At 70.4% G+C, this 13630-nt stretch carries 15 protein-coding genes and 1 riboswitch; of the genes, 5 read left to right on the top strand and 10 right to left on the bottom strand.

The window, feature by feature from the left end; all coding sequences use genetic code 11:
• Positions 1 to 51: 51 nt before the first annotated feature.
• Entirely contained in the window at positions 52 to 792 is a 741-nt protein-coding gene (locus H4N58_RS07635; protein WP_167008301.1) for a GntR family transcriptional regulator, read from the top strand.
• Here the strand turns inward: H4N58_RS07635 and H4N58_RS07630 are convergent.
• From H4N58_RS07630 to H4N58_RS07605, 6 genes are all read right to left on the bottom strand, one after another.
• Positions 773 to 1801 carry an ROK family glucokinase gene (locus H4N58_RS07630; protein WP_167008298.1) on the bottom strand — a complete coding sequence of 343 codons (1029 nt, stop codon included), beginning with the start codon at positions 1799 to 1801 and terminating at the stop codon, positions 773 to 775. The genes H4N58_RS07635 and H4N58_RS07630 overlap by 20 nt on opposite strands.
• Positions 1802 to 1813: 12 nt before the next feature.
• Complete coding sequence (locus tag H4N58_RS07625) at positions 1814 to 2758, bottom strand: ROK family glucokinase (RefSeq protein WP_167008295.1); 945 nt, start codon at positions 2756 to 2758, stop codon at positions 1814 to 1816.
• The gene (locus H4N58_RS07620; RefSeq protein WP_167008292.1) at positions 2749 to 3135 is read right to left on the bottom strand and encodes a hypothetical protein; all 387 of its coding nucleotides are present in this window, start codon (positions 3133 to 3135) and stop codon (positions 2749 to 2751) included. The genes H4N58_RS07625 and H4N58_RS07620 overlap by 10 nt, the downstream gene beginning before the upstream one ends.
• Before the next feature lie 85 nt (positions 3136 to 3220).
• Positions 3221 to 4417 (bottom strand): ArsA family ATPase, encoded by a 1197-nt coding sequence (locus H4N58_RS07615; protein ID WP_243845177.1) that lies wholly within the window; start codon positions 4415 to 4417, stop codon positions 3221 to 3223.
• Between the two features lie 17 nt (positions 4418 to 4434).
• Positions 4435 to 4884 (bottom strand): SRPBCC family protein, encoded by a 450-nt coding sequence (locus H4N58_RS07610; RefSeq protein ID WP_167008285.1) that lies wholly within the window; start codon positions 4882 to 4884, stop codon positions 4435 to 4437.
• A gap of 36 nt (positions 4885 to 4920) precedes the next feature.
• Positions 4921 to 5349, bottom strand: a complete 429-nt coding sequence (locus H4N58_RS07605) for a polyketide cyclase / dehydrase and lipid transport (protein ID WP_167008282.1) — start codon at positions 5347 to 5349, stop codon at positions 4921 to 4923.
• Between the two features lie 96 nt (positions 5350 to 5445).
• On the opposite strand from H4N58_RS07605, the gene H4N58_RS07600 reads away from it, so the two are divergent.
• Positions 5446 to 7239 carry a long-chain fatty acid--CoA ligase gene (locus H4N58_RS07600; protein ID WP_167008279.1) on the top strand — a complete coding sequence of 598 codons (1794 nt, stop codon included), beginning with the start codon at positions 5446 to 5448 and terminating at the stop codon, positions 7237 to 7239.
• Between the two features lie 254 nt (positions 7240 to 7493).
• Here H4N58_RS07600 and H4N58_RS07595 read toward each other — a convergent pair whose 3' ends face one another.
• Together H4N58_RS07595 and H4N58_RS07590 are read right to left on the bottom strand one after the other, a co-directional pair.
• On the bottom strand, positions 7494 to 8522 hold the full coding sequence (locus H4N58_RS07595; protein ID WP_167008276.1) for a C40 family peptidase: 1029 nt from the start codon (positions 8520 to 8522) through the stop codon (positions 7494 to 7496).
• Between the two features lie 11 nt (positions 8523 to 8533).
• Positions 8534 to 8683, bottom strand: a riboswitch (cyclic di-AMP (ydaO/yuaA leader).
• Between the two features lie 126 nt (positions 8684 to 8809).
• Complete coding sequence (locus H4N58_RS07590; protein ID WP_167008273.1) at positions 8810 to 9073, bottom strand: hypothetical protein; 264 nt, start codon at positions 9071 to 9073, stop codon at positions 8810 to 8812.
• 106 nt (positions 9074 to 9179) lie between these two features.
• On the opposite strand from H4N58_RS07590, the gene H4N58_RS07585 reads away from it, so the two are divergent.
• Together H4N58_RS07585 and H4N58_RS07580 are read left to right on the top strand one after the other, a co-directional pair.
• Complete coding sequence (locus H4N58_RS07585; protein WP_243845178.1) at positions 9180 to 10958, top strand: DEDD exonuclease domain-containing protein; 1779 nt, start codon at positions 9180 to 9182, stop codon at positions 10956 to 10958.
• Positions 10959 to 11004: 46 nt separating this feature from the next.
• Complete coding sequence (locus tag H4N58_RS07580) at positions 11005 to 11289, top strand: Lrp/AsnC family transcriptional regulator (RefSeq protein ID WP_167008268.1); 285 nt, start codon at positions 11005 to 11007, stop codon at positions 11287 to 11289.
• Between the two features lie 12 nt (positions 11290 to 11301).
• Here the strand turns inward: H4N58_RS07580 and trpD are convergent, their stop codons facing one another.
• The gene (gene trpD / locus H4N58_RS07575; RefSeq protein WP_167008265.1) at positions 11302 to 12354 is read right to left on the bottom strand and encodes an anthranilate phosphoribosyltransferase; all 1053 of its coding nucleotides are present in this window, start codon (positions 12352 to 12354) and stop codon (positions 11302 to 11304) included.
• Positions 12351 to 12785 (bottom strand): response regulator transcription factor, encoded by a 435-nt coding sequence (locus H4N58_RS07570; protein WP_167008262.1) that lies wholly within the window; start codon positions 12783 to 12785, stop codon positions 12351 to 12353. Before H4N58_RS07570 ends, trpD begins: the two co-directional genes overlap by 4 nt.
• A 73-nt stretch (positions 12786 to 12858) precedes the next feature.
• Between H4N58_RS07570 and H4N58_RS07565 the strand changes: the two genes are divergently transcribed.
• Complete coding sequence (locus H4N58_RS07565; RefSeq protein WP_167008259.1) at positions 12859 to 13506, top strand: heme-copper oxidase subunit III; 648 nt, start codon at positions 12859 to 12861, stop codon at positions 13504 to 13506.
• The last annotated feature ends 124 nt before the right edge of the window (positions 13507 to 13630 follow it).

The following is a 13630-nucleotide window of genomic DNA, read 5'->3' as shown; positions in this document are numbered from 1 at the left end:
TTTGTCAGGACATATAGACGTTCTTACGTCCACTGGCCCTATAGTTCTCGCATGGGTGCTGGGCCAGACATCTCGCTCGACCGGTCGAGTCCGGTGCCGCTGTACTTCCAGATCGCCGAGCAGCTCGAGGGGGCGATCGTCAGCGGCACGCTCGCGCCCGGCGACCGGATCGACAACGAGCTCGCCCTCGCAGGTCGTCTCGGCCTCTCCCGCCCGACGGTCCGCCAGGCGATCCAGGTCCTCGTCGACAAGGGCATGGTCGTCCGCAAGCGCGGGGTCGGCACCCAGGTTGTGCACGGCAAGGTCCGGCGCTCCGTCGAGCTCACCAGCCTTTACGACGACCTCGCCGCCGCTGGGCAGGACCCGCGTACGGAGGTGCTCGGGCTGCACCGCATCGAGGCCGGCGAGGATGTGGCCCGTGAGCTCCAGCTCGAGCCGGGCACGCCCGTGTGGTCCCTCGAGCGCGTCCGCTACATCGGCGACGAGCCGCTCGCGCTCATGCACAACCTGCTCCCGGCGCCGCTGCTCGACCTCGGCGAGATCGACCTCACCGACGTCGGTCTCTATGCGGCGATGCGCAGCGCCGGGATCTGGATGCGGGTCGCCAAGCAGCGGATCGGCGCCCGGCGCGCCGACGCAACGGAGGCACGGCTCCTGTCAGAGCGCAAAGGCGCTCCCCTGCTGACCATGCAGCGCACCGCATACGACGATGCCGGACGCGCGGTCGAGTACGGCGAGCACGCGTACCGGCCCGACCTCTACGCCTTCGAGATCACGCTCGTCGACCGCTGAGCCGCACCAGCGACCCCTCCGTGAGGGGACGCCTGCGCCGGCCTCGACGCGCACGGCGCCGGACGGTGCGTGCCATGTCGGCGGCACCGATCATGCCCGCGTCGTTGCCCAGGTGTGCACGGACGATCAGCGCCTCCGGCCGGAAGCCGCGCCCCGTCAGCGTGTGTCGGAAGGCAGCCCGTGCCGGCTCGAGCAGCAGGTCGTCGGCATCGGATACTCCTCCGCCGACCACGAAGAGGCCCGGGTCGAACGCCGCGGCCAGGTTGGCGATCCCGACCCCGAGCCACGTCCCCACGTCGTGCAGCGATCGGATCGCGTCCTCGTCGCCCTCGCGCGCCAGCTCCGACACGACAAGACCGTTCACCCGGTCGGCATCACCGTCGACGCGCTCGAGCAGTCGCTTGCCATAGACTTCGCCGCGCTCCACCGCCGCCTGAGCGTCACGGATCAGCGCGTTTCCGCTCGCGTACTGCTCGAGGCACCCTCGGTTGCCGCACTCGCACGCCCGACCGTCGGGCACCACGATCATGTGTCCGAACTCGCCGGCGATGCCGAACCGGCCCCGGTGAGGGCGTCCGTCGATCACGAGCGACCCGCCGATGCCGGTGCCGAGGGTCAGACAGACCATGTCCTCCTCGTTCTGGGCGGCGCCGAAGCGCCACTCCGCCCACGCGGCGGCGTTGGCGTCGTTGTCGACGAGGACCGACAGGCCGGTACGCCGCTGCACCGCGTCGCGCAGCGGCTCGTGCCTCCACGCGAGGTGGGGAGAGAAGAGGACCGTCGACTGTGTCGCGTCGACGAACCCCGCCGCACCGATGCCGACCGAGGTGACGTGGTGGTGCTGGCGCAGCCTCGCCACGATGCCCGCGATCGCGTCGAGGACCGCCGCCGGGCTCGTGGTCGGCGTGTCACGGCTCAGGCGCTCGAGCACGTGCCCGTCGAGGTCGACGACGCCGGCCTTGACCCGGGTGCCACCGATGTCGATACCGATCGAGAGACGCTCAGCCATCCGTGCTCCCCGTCACCGTGTCCGGGCCAGATCGGCTGCGCCGATCATGCCGGCATCGTTGCCGAGGCTTGCGGGGCGCAACGCCGCCTGCGGCCGGTAGACGGGGGCCGACAACGACCGCAGGAACGCCGTCCGTGCCGGCTCCAGCAGCAGGTCGCCGGCGCGAGCGACACCGCCACCGATCGCCACCACGCTCGGGTCGATCACCGCGGCGAGGCTCGCGATGCCCTCGCCGAGCCAGCGGCCGACGTCGGCGATCAGATCGATCGCCATCGGGTCGCCCTTCTGCGCCTGCTCGGTCACCATCTGGCCGGTGATCAGCGAGACGTCACCGTCGACGAGCGTGGCCAGCGGCTTCGCGAGATCGATCTGCGCGCTGATGCGGTCGCGGGTCTCTCGCACGAGCGCGCGCCCGCTGGCGTACTGCTCCCAGCAGCCGTACTGGCCGCAGCCGCAGCGGATCCCCGCCGGGACCATCCGCAGGTGCCCGATCTCGCCCGCGACGCCGAAGGCGCCGCGGTCGAGGCGGCCGCCCTGGATGATGCCGCCACCGATCCCGGTGCCGACCGTGACCAGCAGCATGTCGTCGACGTCGGCGCCCGCACCGAAGCGGAACTCGCCCCACGCCGCGGCGTTGGCGTCGTTCTCGATGACGACGGGGAGGTCGACCAGAGCCTCGAGGCGGTCGGCCAGCGGCTCGTCGATCCACTTGATGTTGGGGGCGAACAGCACCGTACGACGGGCTGCATCGACGAAGCCCGCGGCGCCGACGCCCACGGCCTCGACGTCGTGGTCGCGCTTGAGCGCGTTGACTGACTCCGCGACAGCGTCGACGATCAGCGTGGGGTCGGTCGCCGGCGTCTTGCGCCGGTCGTGGGCCACGACGGCGCCGTGCTCGTCGACGACCGCGACGGCGATCTTCGTCCCGCCGATGTCGACTCCGACCGTCACTGCCATGGCCCGTCCTCCACATCGATGTTCTCCACCGGGTCGTCGGCACGCTTGCCGTCGTCCCCCGCCTCTCGGGGCGTTGCCCACGACTCCACCACACCACGAGCCGCGAGCGTCAGCGAGGTCAGCGCTGAGACCAGGTGCTCGGCCACCTCGGGGCGTGCATGGCGCACGACCGTGAGCAGCTGGCAGAGCGGGCAGTAGTCACAGACCTCCGGACGGTGCTCGTGCGGGATCGCGCCCGCTTCACCGTCCGTGTCACCGTTCGCCTCACCACCGGCGGCGAACCGACCCTCGGTCGCCTGCTGGGCAAGCACACGGGCCAGCTTCATCGCCTCGTGCGCCAGGGTCCCGACGTCGTCGCCGCCGCTCGGTGCAGTCATGCCTCTCCTCGTACGGATTCCGGTGGGGTGCAGCGCGGGTGGGGTCGTCAGATCCTACCGAGGGCCGCGACCACGACGGTATCGCTCAGGGTGTCGCCCGCGTCTCGGGCGGCGGTGCAAACCGTACGGCGAGGTGACCGGCATCGAGGTGCGCTCCTGTGACCGCGTACCTAGTGAGCATCGAAGGGAGCGCCAGCACCCGCCGGTACGACCCCACAGTGACCACCAGATCGCCGCCGTGACGGGTCAGCCCGACCTCTCCCCCGGTCGCGAACGGCAGCGCCAGACGCAGCTCGACCTCGGCGCCGCGGCGCACCACGTCCATCGGCGGTGGCGCGTCGACGACCGCGACCGGGTCGGACTCCCCGTACGCGGCGCGTGCCAGCTCGGCGAGGGCGGCTGCGCCCACCGGCTCCCTCGGCGCGTACTCGGCGCGCCACACCGGGAGCGGCGCGAAGGACGTCTCCACGTCGGCCAGGGTCTCGCGCTGCGCCTCGGCCCACGTGCGGCGCCACTTGTCGTCGTCCGAGTCGGGGAAGACGCGGTTCGCGACCACCCCGTCGACCGTGTAGCCGTACAGCGACAACGTCGTCAGCGCCCTGCGCGCCTCGGCGACCACCACCGACTCCGGTGTGAGCACCAGTCGCACCGACGAGGTGGGAGCAGCCAGGAGCGTCCGCACCTCACGCAGGTCGGCGTGCAGGCGCTGCACGGCCTCACCGACCCTCGGTTCGGGGACCGGTACGCCCGCCGCGCGAGCGAGCGCCGGTGTCACGGCCCGGACGACCCGGCTGCCGGAGGTGGCGAGGCGGTCGAGGTACCAGCCGAGCGCCTCCGGCAGCGCGAGGAGCCGGAGCGTCTCGGCGGTCGGGGCGCAGTCGACGACCACGAGGTCCCACGCGCCCGAGACGACCTCGTCGCGCAGCGCCAGGAGCGCGAGCACCTCCTCGGCACCCGGGAGGACGGTGATCTCCTCGGCGGTGATCGGGTCGGTGCCGGCGGCGTCGAGGACCGCCCGCAGGTAGTCCTGGATCGACGCCCACGAGTCCTCGAAGCGTCGCTGCGCGTCGACCTGCTGGATCCACACGCGCTCCGCCACGGGCGTGTGGCCGTCGGCCGACCCTCCGGCCGAGACGCCGAACGCGTCGGAGAGCGAGTGCGCGGCGTCGGTCGACAGCACCAGCGTCCGCAGGCCTCGCTCGCCGGCGAGCACCGCCGTACCGGCCGCCGTCGTCGTCTTGCCGACTCCGCCCTTGCCCGTCAGGAGCACCACGCGGGTCACCCCGCGGCCTCGTACGGTCATTCCGGCGTCGACTCGACGCGCTTCTTCAGACCTTTGAGGGCGGTGTCGATGATGACCTTCTCGGCCTTGCGCCGAAGCATGCCGAGGAGCGGGATCGAGACCTCGACGGCGAGCCGGTAGGTGACGCGGGTCGACCCACCGCCCAGCGCGTCGAGGACGTACGCACCGTCCATGCCCTTGAGCATCGCGCCCGGCTCGGCGATCTCCCACTCGACCTTGTGGTCGCCGTCCCAGGTGTAGGCCAGCGTGTAGGTGTCGCGGATCGGCGTCGCGTCCAGGATGAACTGGACCTGCGTCGCACGGGCGCCGAACTCGTCGAGGGCGACGACCTGGGCCTCCTTCACGCCGGTCGCCCAGGTCGGGTACGTCGCGAAGTCCGCGATGACTGCCATGATCGCGCTGGGCTCCGCGTCGACCACGATGTCGCTGGTCGTCTGATCGGTCATCGAGAGCCTCCTGCTCGATCGTTGCTGGGCCCGACCTTATCGCGCGGTGCTGTCGGCCCCGGCACGCCCACGCGGCTCGCGCTCGACGTGGTCGGGAGCCGCTCCGACCACGCGGTCGGCGTCGAGGGTGTCGCGAACCTCGGTCACCCAGCGCTTGAGCCGGACCCGGTACGCCCGGTCGAGCGCGGAGCGCGCCCGCTCCGACCGCGGCGCGACCGCCGGATCGGCCTGGAGGAAGACATGGATCACCGTGCCTTCGGCGACCTCTTCCAGCCACACCTCGGCAGTGCCCTCGAGCCCACGTGAGACCGTCCAGCGCTTGCCCCGCAGACCCCGGTCCTCGAAGCAATCAAGCCGCACGTCGGCCAGCACATCGCCCCACGCGGCCTCGGCGCAGAGGACCTTCCGCAACGCCGACGGTGGAACCGCCGCGTACGTCTGGTCGATCACATCGACGGCCGGCATCGGGTCTCCTTTGGGGGTGCTCCGGTCGATGACTGTAACCTGCCCGAGGGGAAGTACGTCTTCTCGACGTACCCGTAATTCTTGAACGGAGGCAGCGTGCGTACCTACGCAACCCCGGCCACATACCAGGTCCCGGGCACCGGGAGCATCACGAACGACGTGCTGGCGTGGCTGGACAAGGACCCGGGACGGGTCGCTTTCCAGCGTCGGGTGGACGACGCGTGGGTCGACCTCACGATCACCCAGTTCCACGACCAGGTCGTCGCCGTCGCCAAGGGGTTCATCGCTGCCGGTGTGGCACCGGGTGACCGCATCGGCATCCTCGCGCGCACCAGCTACGAGTGGACCCAGGTCGACTACGCGCTGTGGTGGATCGGCGCCGTGAGCGTCCCGATCTACGAGTCGTCCTCGGTCGAGCAGATCGCCTGGATCCTGGCCGACTCCGACTCTGTCGGCTGCGTCGTCGAGAGCGACGTCCACGCGAAGCGGGTCGAGGAGTCGCGCGAGCACCTCCCCGCACTCAAGACGCTCTGGCGCATCGACGAGGGCCTCGACGGGCTCGCCGAGTCCGGCGCGAGCATCTCCGACGAGGACGTGGCCGCGCGCCGCGACGCCGTCGCACCGTCCGACCTCGCGACGATCATCTACACGTCGGGCACCACCGGCCGGCCCAAGGGCGCCGAGCTGACCCACGCCAACTTCATGTTCGAGCTCGCCGGCTGCATCGAGATCCTGCCTGCGATCTTCGACCGTGACGACGCGGTGACACTGCTGTTCCTCCCGCTCGCGCACGTGTTCGCCCGGATCATCGAGGTCGGGTCGATCCGCGCAGGCGTCAGGCTCTCGCACACGCCCGACGTCAAGAACCTCCTGCCCGAGCTGGCAGAGATCAAGCCGACGTTCATCCTGGCCGTCCCGCGCGTCTTCGAGAAGGTCTACAACGGCGCCAGCCAGAACGCCCATGCCTCGGGCAAGGGCAAGATCTTCGACCTCGCGACCTCCACGGCCATCGCGTACAGCCGTGCCCGTGAGTCCGGCAAGCGCATCGGTCCGGTGCTCAAGGCGAAGCACACCGTGTTCGACAAGCTGGTCTACACCAAGTTGCGTACGGCCATGGGTGGCCACGTTGAGCACGCCATCTCCGGCGGCGCCCCGCTCGGCGAACGCCTCGCGCACTTCTTCTCTGGCGTCGGCATCACCGTCATCGAGGGGTACGGCCTCACCGAGACGACCGCCGCGCTCGCCGCGAACATCGTCGAGGACTCCAAGATCGGCACCGTCGGACGCCCGCTCCCCGGCACCGAGGTGCGTGTCGCCGAGGACGGTGAGCTGCTGTTCCGCGGTGGCCAGGTCTTCCGCGGCTACTGGAACGCCCCCGAGGCCACCGCGACGGCGATCGACGCCGACGGCTGGTTCCACACCGGCGACGTCGGCGAGATCGACGCCGAGGGCTTCGTGTCGATCACGGGTCGCAAGAAGGAGATCATCGTCACCGCAGGCGGCAAGAACGTCGTCCCAGCCGTGCTCGAGGACCGCGTCCGCGCCCACGTCCTGGTCAGCCAGGCCGTCGTGGTCGGTGAGGGCAAGCCGTTCGTCGGCGCGCTCGTCACGCTCGACGCCGAGGCGGTCGGCCCCTGGCTGGAGCAGCAGGGCCGAGCTGTCGACACCCCGATCGCGGAGCTCGCGGAGGACATTGACGTCATCGCAGCGGTCCAGACGGCCGTCGACGAGGCCAACACGCACGTCTCGCGCGCGGAGTCGATCCGCAAGTTCCGTATCCTCCCGATCGACTGGACCGAGGAGGGCGGCCAGGTGACGCCGACCCTCAAGCTCAAGCGCAACGTCGTGATGCGCGAGCACCGCGACGACGTCGAGTCCCTCTACCAGTAGCTCGGCATCTGCTTGCGTGGTGAGCGCACCGTTGGCGTGCGGCCGTTGGTGGGGCTGGGCGTCCACCCCACACGCACTCGTGGACGCTGCCGCACCGACGTACGGGTGGGCCTGCGGCTGCCGTCGGTGCCTGCGGATGTCGGTTGCTCAGTAGCCACGTCATCTGGCCGCGTGACGACAAAGCCCCGGCCCACCGCGAGGTGGACCGGGGCTCTTGCCGCACGCGCGTCACCCGACGCGGTGCCGCACGCGCGTCACCCGACGCGACGGACTCCGCTCACGGGCATCACGTCCACCGACACGACCTCGACACTGCGGCCGGGACGCGGGGCGTGGACCAGCTTGCCGTCACCGAGGTAGATGCCAACGTGGCTGACCGGGCTGTAGTAGAACACGAGGTCGCCCGGGCTCATCGACGAGCGGGACACGGACGTGCCCATGCCCGACTGCGCCGACGACGAGTGCGGCAGCGACACGCCCGCTGCGCCGAACGCGGCCATCGTCAGACCGGAGCAGTCCCAGCTGCCCGGACCCGCTGCACCGTACACGTAGGGCTCACCGAGTTGCGCAAGCGCGAAGTCGATCGCCTTCTTGGCGCGGCCGGAGGCGTTCACCTTGGGCGCGCTCGACGAGGCACGGTCGTCGTCACGCGAGGTGCCGCCGCCGTGATCGCCGTTGTAGACCTCTTCGCGCTCCGCGGGCGTCAGCCGCGCCACCACGGCCTCGGCCTCCGCGACACGCTTGTCGAGGGTCGCCTGCTGCTTCTTCATCTCGCCCTGGGCATCGGAGATGACCTCGAGCTTGGACGAGAGCTGCGTGCGGCGCACCTTCAGCTCGTCGGCCTCGCGCTCGAACGCTGCCAGGCGGTCGGCCTGCGTGCTGTTGTACGACTGCAGCGCCGCCAGGCCGTTGAGGAACTCGTCGGGATCACCGCTCGCGAGCAGCTGGGTCGTAGGGCCCATCGGCGAGCTGGTAAGACGGTCGGTGATGGTCTTGGCGAGATCGTTGCGGACCCCGTCGACCTCGGACTCCTGCACCTTGACGTCCGCGCGGAGCTTCTTGATCTGCTTCTTGGCGCCCTCGACCTCTGTCTTGAGCTCGAGGTAGCGCTCGTTCGCCTGCTCGGCTTCGTGGCTGAGCTTGGCCACCTTGCGCTGGGCCTCTGCAAGGCTCGGCGCCTGGGGGTCTGCTGCACTCGGCGACGCACTGAGCGTCGCGGCGAGAACCACTCCTGAGCCAGCGGCGATGGCTGCCTTCATCGACAGCTTGCGGCCGTTCCGCACGTGGGACGGTCTCCTTCGCGTTCTCGACGCCTACCGGGTGAGCTGACGGGTTCGGGCCAAGAACGTGCCCTACCGCGCCCGTGGTGCAGCGCGGATTCACCCCAGGAACGCGTGGGTCCCCGGCTCCGGCGTCGATCGGGGGACCTCGGCCGAACTAGGCGGCTTGCCTGCGCTCTCCGGGGTAGAGAACTCCTCAGGCACGCGAGCCTCACCCTACGCAAGGTGGGGGCCAAGAATCAACGACGACAGGGCCCGATTGTGCACGGTGTGCTTACTCACCCTGAACCTCACGGCTCGTCGGGCGCCTCGCTCTCGACCGACGTCACGAGCCGGAGCGGTGGCACGAGGCCGGCAGAGCTCAGTGCGGCGAGTGCTGCCCCCTCCTCGGCGTCGAGCCGTACGGCGTCGTCAGGAGGCCCGAGGAGCGCGGTGACGACGCAGTCGCCGCACGCCCGGGGGCGCGCCAGGCAGCGGGCGCAGTCGATCGTGAGGGACTCGCCGTGGCCCGTCGCCGGTCCCGGCTGCTGGTGGAGCACGCGAGATTCGTTCATGCTCGGCACGCTACGACCGTGGGCTGACAGAAAGCGGGACCAGCGACACGCCGTACGACCCGGCGATTCGTCCGTGATGTCAGAGCCGCGACCTAACGTCACCCTCATGAAAGCCCCCTCCCCCGCGTCGCCCGTCCCCGTCCAGGGGACTCTCGACGAGCTGGGCCGCGACCTTTCCGCCGTCACGTTCTGTGTGGTCGACCTGGAGACCACAGGCGGCTCGGCGTCCGCCGGCTCGATGATCACCGAGATCGGCGCGGTCAAGGTACGCGGTGGCGAGATCCTCGGCGAGTTCCAGACCCTCGTCGATCCCGAGGGCGAGATCCCGACCTTCATCGCGGTGCTGACCGGCATCACCGACGCAATGGTCGTCGGCGCTCCCCGCATCGGCGAGGCGCTGCCGTCGTTCCTGGAGTTCGCGCGCGGCACGGTGCTCGTCGCGCACAACGCGCCGTTCGACGTCGGGTTCCTCAAGCACTTCTCGGCCGCGCTCGACCTCATGTGGCCCGGCTTCGAGACCCTCGACACCGCGCGCCTCGCACGCCGCGTCCTCGTGCGCGACGAGGTCCCCAACTGCAAGCTCGGCACCCTCGCACGCCACTTCCGCTCCACGACGACGCCCAACCACCGCGCCCTTGCCGACGCGCGGGCCACTGTCGACGTGCTCCACGCGCTACTCGAGCGCGTCGGCACGATGGGGGTGACCACGATGGAGGAGCTCGCGACCTTCAGCGCGCGGGTCAGCCCGGCCCAACGTAAGAAGAGCCGGCTCGCCGACCACCTCCCGCACTCCCCCGGCGTCTACCTGTTCCGTGACCGCCACGAGCACGTCCTGTACGTCGGGACGTCCAAGGACCTCCGTACCCGGGTGCGCTCCTACTTCACGTCGAGCGAGACTCGCACCCGCATGGGCGAGATGATCGCGCTCGCGACCCGCGTCGAAGGCATCACCTGCGCCACCGCGCTCGAGGCGCAGGTGCGCGAGCTCCGGCTGATCGCGCACCACAAGCCGCCCTACAACCGGCGCTCGCGCCATCCCGAGCGGGCAACCTGGATCAGGCTCACGCGCGAGCCGTGGCCGCGCCTGTCGTACGTCCGCAAGACCGACGACGACGCCGACTACCTCGGCCCGTTCACTCGGCGTGCCTCGGCAGAACAGGTCGCGTCCGCGCTGCACGAGGCGTTCCGCATCCGCCAGTGCTCCGGCCGTCTGCCGCTTCGTCCGTCCCGTACGGCGTGCGCGCTCGCTGAGATGGGGGGCTGCCTCGCCCCGTGCGACGGGTCGACCACCGACGCCGAGTACGCCACGGAGGTCGAGCGGGTCCGCGCCGCGATCCTCACCGACCCGGTCGAGGTCGTCGAGGCCTCCACCGACCGCATGCGGACCCTCGCCTCGCAGGACCGCTTCGAGGACGCCGCACGAGAGCGGGACCGCCTCGTCAGCCTCCTGCAGGCCACGCACCGCAGCCAGCGGCTCTCGGCGCTGCTCTCGTGCAGGGAGGTCGTCGCCGCTCGCCCGCTCGACCCGGCACGACGCGAGTGGGAGGTCCACATCGTCCGGCATGGTCGGCTCGTGGCGGCGGGCGTCATGCCGGCGACGACACCGTCCCGCCCGTGGGTCGACGCCCTCCGGGCCACCGCGGAGACGGTGGTCCCGGAGCAGGCACCGGCCGCGACGGCCGCGGAGTCCGAGCTCGTGCTGCGCTGGATGGAGTCCGAGGGCGTCCGCCTCGTGGACCTCGACGGCGAGTGGGCGAGCCCTGCCCGCGGGGCCGGCCGGCACCTTCCGATCGTCGAGGCCGCAGAGCGGTCACGTGCGCTGGCCGCCCCCTTCGACGAGGCCGGCGGCGACGGCTGGCGCACCGAGCACCGGCCCCGTCGATGACGAGTAGGCTGCCCCGCGTACCCCGACTCGTCCGCCAGGAGGGCCCGTGATCACCGCGATCGTGTTCATCAATGCCGAGGTCGACCGCATCCCCGAGGTCGCTGAGGAGATCGCCGCCCTCGACGGCGTCAGCGAGGTCTACTCGGTCACCGGGCACATCGACCTGATCGCGCTCGTGCGCGTCCGTCGGACCGAGGACATCGCCGACGTCGTCGCCGACCGCGTCAACAAGGTCGCCGGCGTCCGCTCGACCGAGACGCACATCGCCTTCCGGACGTACTCCCAGCACGACCTTGAGTCGGCGTTCAGCATCGGCGGCGACCTCGAGTAGCGAACCCGGCCCTCAGACCTCGCGCTGAGAGGCCGCGGCCCACTCGTCGAGTGCACGCAGCGCCGCACCGGAGTCGAGCGCCTCGCGCGCCAGCGCCGTGCTGCGTTCCATCCGCGCGAGAAGGTCGTCCGTGGACCCCTCGTATGCGGCCAGACCCGCGCCGGCGTTGAGCACCACGGCGTCCCGTACGGGGCCCTGCTCGCCCTCGAGCACGCGCCTGAACACCGCGGCGTTGTACGCCGGGTCGCCACCGCGCAGCGCCTCGGCCGACGACAGCGCGATGCCGAGGTCGCGGGGGTCGAAGGTCTGCTGAGTGACCGACTTGGCCCCTTCCGGACCTCCGACGACCCACACCTGCGACGTCGTCGTGGTGGTGATCTCGTCGAGACCGTCGTCCCCGCGGAACACCAGCGCGTCGAGGCCCCGGCGTGCGAACACGCCGGCGACGACTGCGGCCATCCGGGCGTCGGCGACACCGACTGCCATCGCAGCGGGCCGGGACGGGTTGGTCAGCGGGCCGAGGAAGTTGAACGCGGTCGGGATGCCGAGCTCCTTGCGCGGAGCGGCGGTGTAGCGGAAGGACGCGTGGAACACCGGCGCGAAGCAGAACGTGATGCCCGTCTCGGTCGCCAGCTGCGCGACCCGCTCCGGTGTGAGGTCGAGACGGACGCCGAGCTTCTCCAGGACGTCGGCGGCGCCGCTCGCGCTCGACGCAGCGCGGTTGCCGTGCTTGACGACCAACGCTCCGGCCCCGCGCATCGTGACCGCTGACATCGTGGAGATGTTGACCGTCTTCGCCCGGTCACCCCCCGTACCGACGATGTCGACCGTACGGCCAGGGACCTCGATCATCCGTGCGTGGTCGAGCATGGTGGCCGCCAACCCCTCGACTTCGGCCACCGTCTCGCCCTTGGCGCGCAGCCCGACGGCGAATCCGGCGATCTGCGCGGGCGAGGCGTTGCCGCTGAGGATCTCCTCCATCGCCCAGGACGTCTGCTCCTGGGTGAGATCTTCACCACCGACGAGCGCGCCCAAGATCTCCGGCCAGCGAGGGGCCTCGGTCATGCCGACGCCGCCGGGGCGGGCGCTAGGAGGGCGACCACCGCGTCGGCGAGACGCAGCGGGTCGACCGGGTGGTTCGAGACGCCGTCGGCCCGCGACCAGGTCGCGAGCCAGGCGTCCTGCTCGCGCGCGGTGAGCACGAGCAGGGGCGGGCAGCGGTAGATCTCGTCCTTCAGCTGCCTCGCCACACCCATGCCGCCTGCCGGCGTCGCCTCACCGTCAAGGATCGCCAGGTTGAAGCCGCCGGCGTCCATCTGCTGAAGGACGACGGGCAGCGTGGCGCACTCGACGTACTCGACCGGCGGGAGGTCCGGGTGGATCCTCCGCCCCAGGGCGGTCACCACCTGGGCCCGGGTTTCGGCGTCGTCGGAGTAGACGAGCACGCGCAGAGAGGCCTGGTGTTCGGATGCGGCTTCGGTGTTGGGATCGCTCACAGCGCGATCGTAGCGACTCCCGAGTCACTTCAGGCAGGGGTCGGGGATGCCTCGCCCACCTCAGGGGTTAATAATGACACCCGTGGCGACGACATCTGTGATCCCAGCATCCCGCCTGCACGGGCAGCCCAACCGACCGTCGCAGGTGACGGTCGGAACCGTGGTGTGGCTTTCGAGCGAGCTGATGTTCTTCGCGGCGCTCTTCGCCGCATACTTCACGATCCGCGCGGTGAGCCCCGAGCTGTGGGACCTTGAGACCGCCAAGCTCAACATCCCGTTCGCCACGGCGAACACGACGATCCTCGTGCTGTCGTCGGTCGCCTGCCAGTGGGGCGTCTTCGCCGCAGAACGGGGCAAGGTCGGCCGCAGTGGCAAGATCTGGCAGTTCCGCGAGTGGGGCCTTCGCGAGTGGTTCGCGTTGACCTACATCATGGGCGCGGTCTTCGTCGCCGGCCAGGCGCTGGAGTACGTCGAGCTCGTGCACCACGGCATCACGCTCTCCTCGTCCGGCTACGGGTCGACGTTCTACCTCGCGACCGGCTTCCATGGCATCCACGTCATCGGCGGTCTGATCGCCTTCCTGCTGATCATCGGCCGTACGTTCATGGCGCGGCGATTCACCCACGAGCAGGCGATCTCAGCGATCGTCGTCTCGTACTACTGGCACTTCGTCGACATCGTGTGGGTCGGGCTGTTCCTGACGATCTACGCCCTGCAGTAACGGTTCGCCACCAGGGAGCCGTCTTCGACGACCCCAGCGGCGAACCTCCAACAGAAGAACGCAAATAAGGCTTTAATCGAGAGATGACGTCCCCGCCGGGACGTCGCTGGCAAGGGGAACGAGG

The organism is Mumia sp. ZJ1417 (assembly GCF_014127285.1).
In the GTDB taxonomy this organism is placed as follows: Bacteria; Actinomycetota; Actinomycetes; order Propionibacteriales; family Nocardioidaceae; genus Mumia.
The sequence above is the reverse complement of the archived record's forward strand: the minus strand, read 5'-3'. Positions and strand labels throughout refer to the sequence as shown.

What these genes read in the sequence shown, in the direction of transcription:
- H4N58_RS07635 (WP_167008301.1), top strand. Translation starts at nt 52, where the DNA reads ATGGGTGCTGGGCCAGACATCTCGCTCGACCGGTCGAGTCCGGTGCCG.
- H4N58_RS07630 (WP_167008298.1), bottom strand. Translation starts at nt 1,801, where the DNA reads ATGGCTGAGCGTCTCTCGATCGGTATCGACATCGGTGGCACCCGGGTC.
- H4N58_RS07625 (WP_167008295.1), bottom strand. Translation starts at nt 2,758, where the DNA reads ATGGCAGTGACGGTCGGAGTCGACATCGGCGGGACGAAGATCGCCGTC.
- H4N58_RS07620 (WP_167008292.1), bottom strand. Translation starts at nt 3,135, where the DNA reads ATGACTGCACCGAGCGGCGGCGACGACGTCGGGACCCTGGCGCACGAG.
- H4N58_RS07610 (WP_167008285.1), bottom strand. Translation starts at nt 4,884, where the DNA reads ATGACCGATCAGACGACCAGCGACATCGTGGTCGACGCGGAGCCCAGC.
- H4N58_RS07605 (WP_167008282.1), bottom strand. Translation starts at nt 5,349, where the DNA reads ATGCCGGCCGTCGATGTGATCGACCAGACGTACGCGGCGGTTCCACCG.
- H4N58_RS07590 (WP_167008273.1), bottom strand. Translation starts at nt 9,073, where the DNA reads ATGAACGAATCTCGCGTGCTCCACCAGCAGCCGGGACCGGCGACGGGC.
- H4N58_RS07585 (WP_243845178.1), top strand. Translation starts at nt 9,180, where the DNA reads ATGAAAGCCCCCTCCCCCGCGTCGCCCGTCCCCGTCCAGGGGACTCTC.
- trpD (WP_167008265.1), bottom strand. Translation starts at nt 12,354, where the DNA reads ATGACCGAGGCCCCTCGCTGGCCGGAGATCTTGGGCGCGCTCGTCGGT.
- H4N58_RS07565 (WP_167008259.1), top strand. Translation starts at nt 12,859, where the DNA reads ATGACACCCGTGGCGACGACATCTGTGATCCCAGCATCCCGCCTGCAC.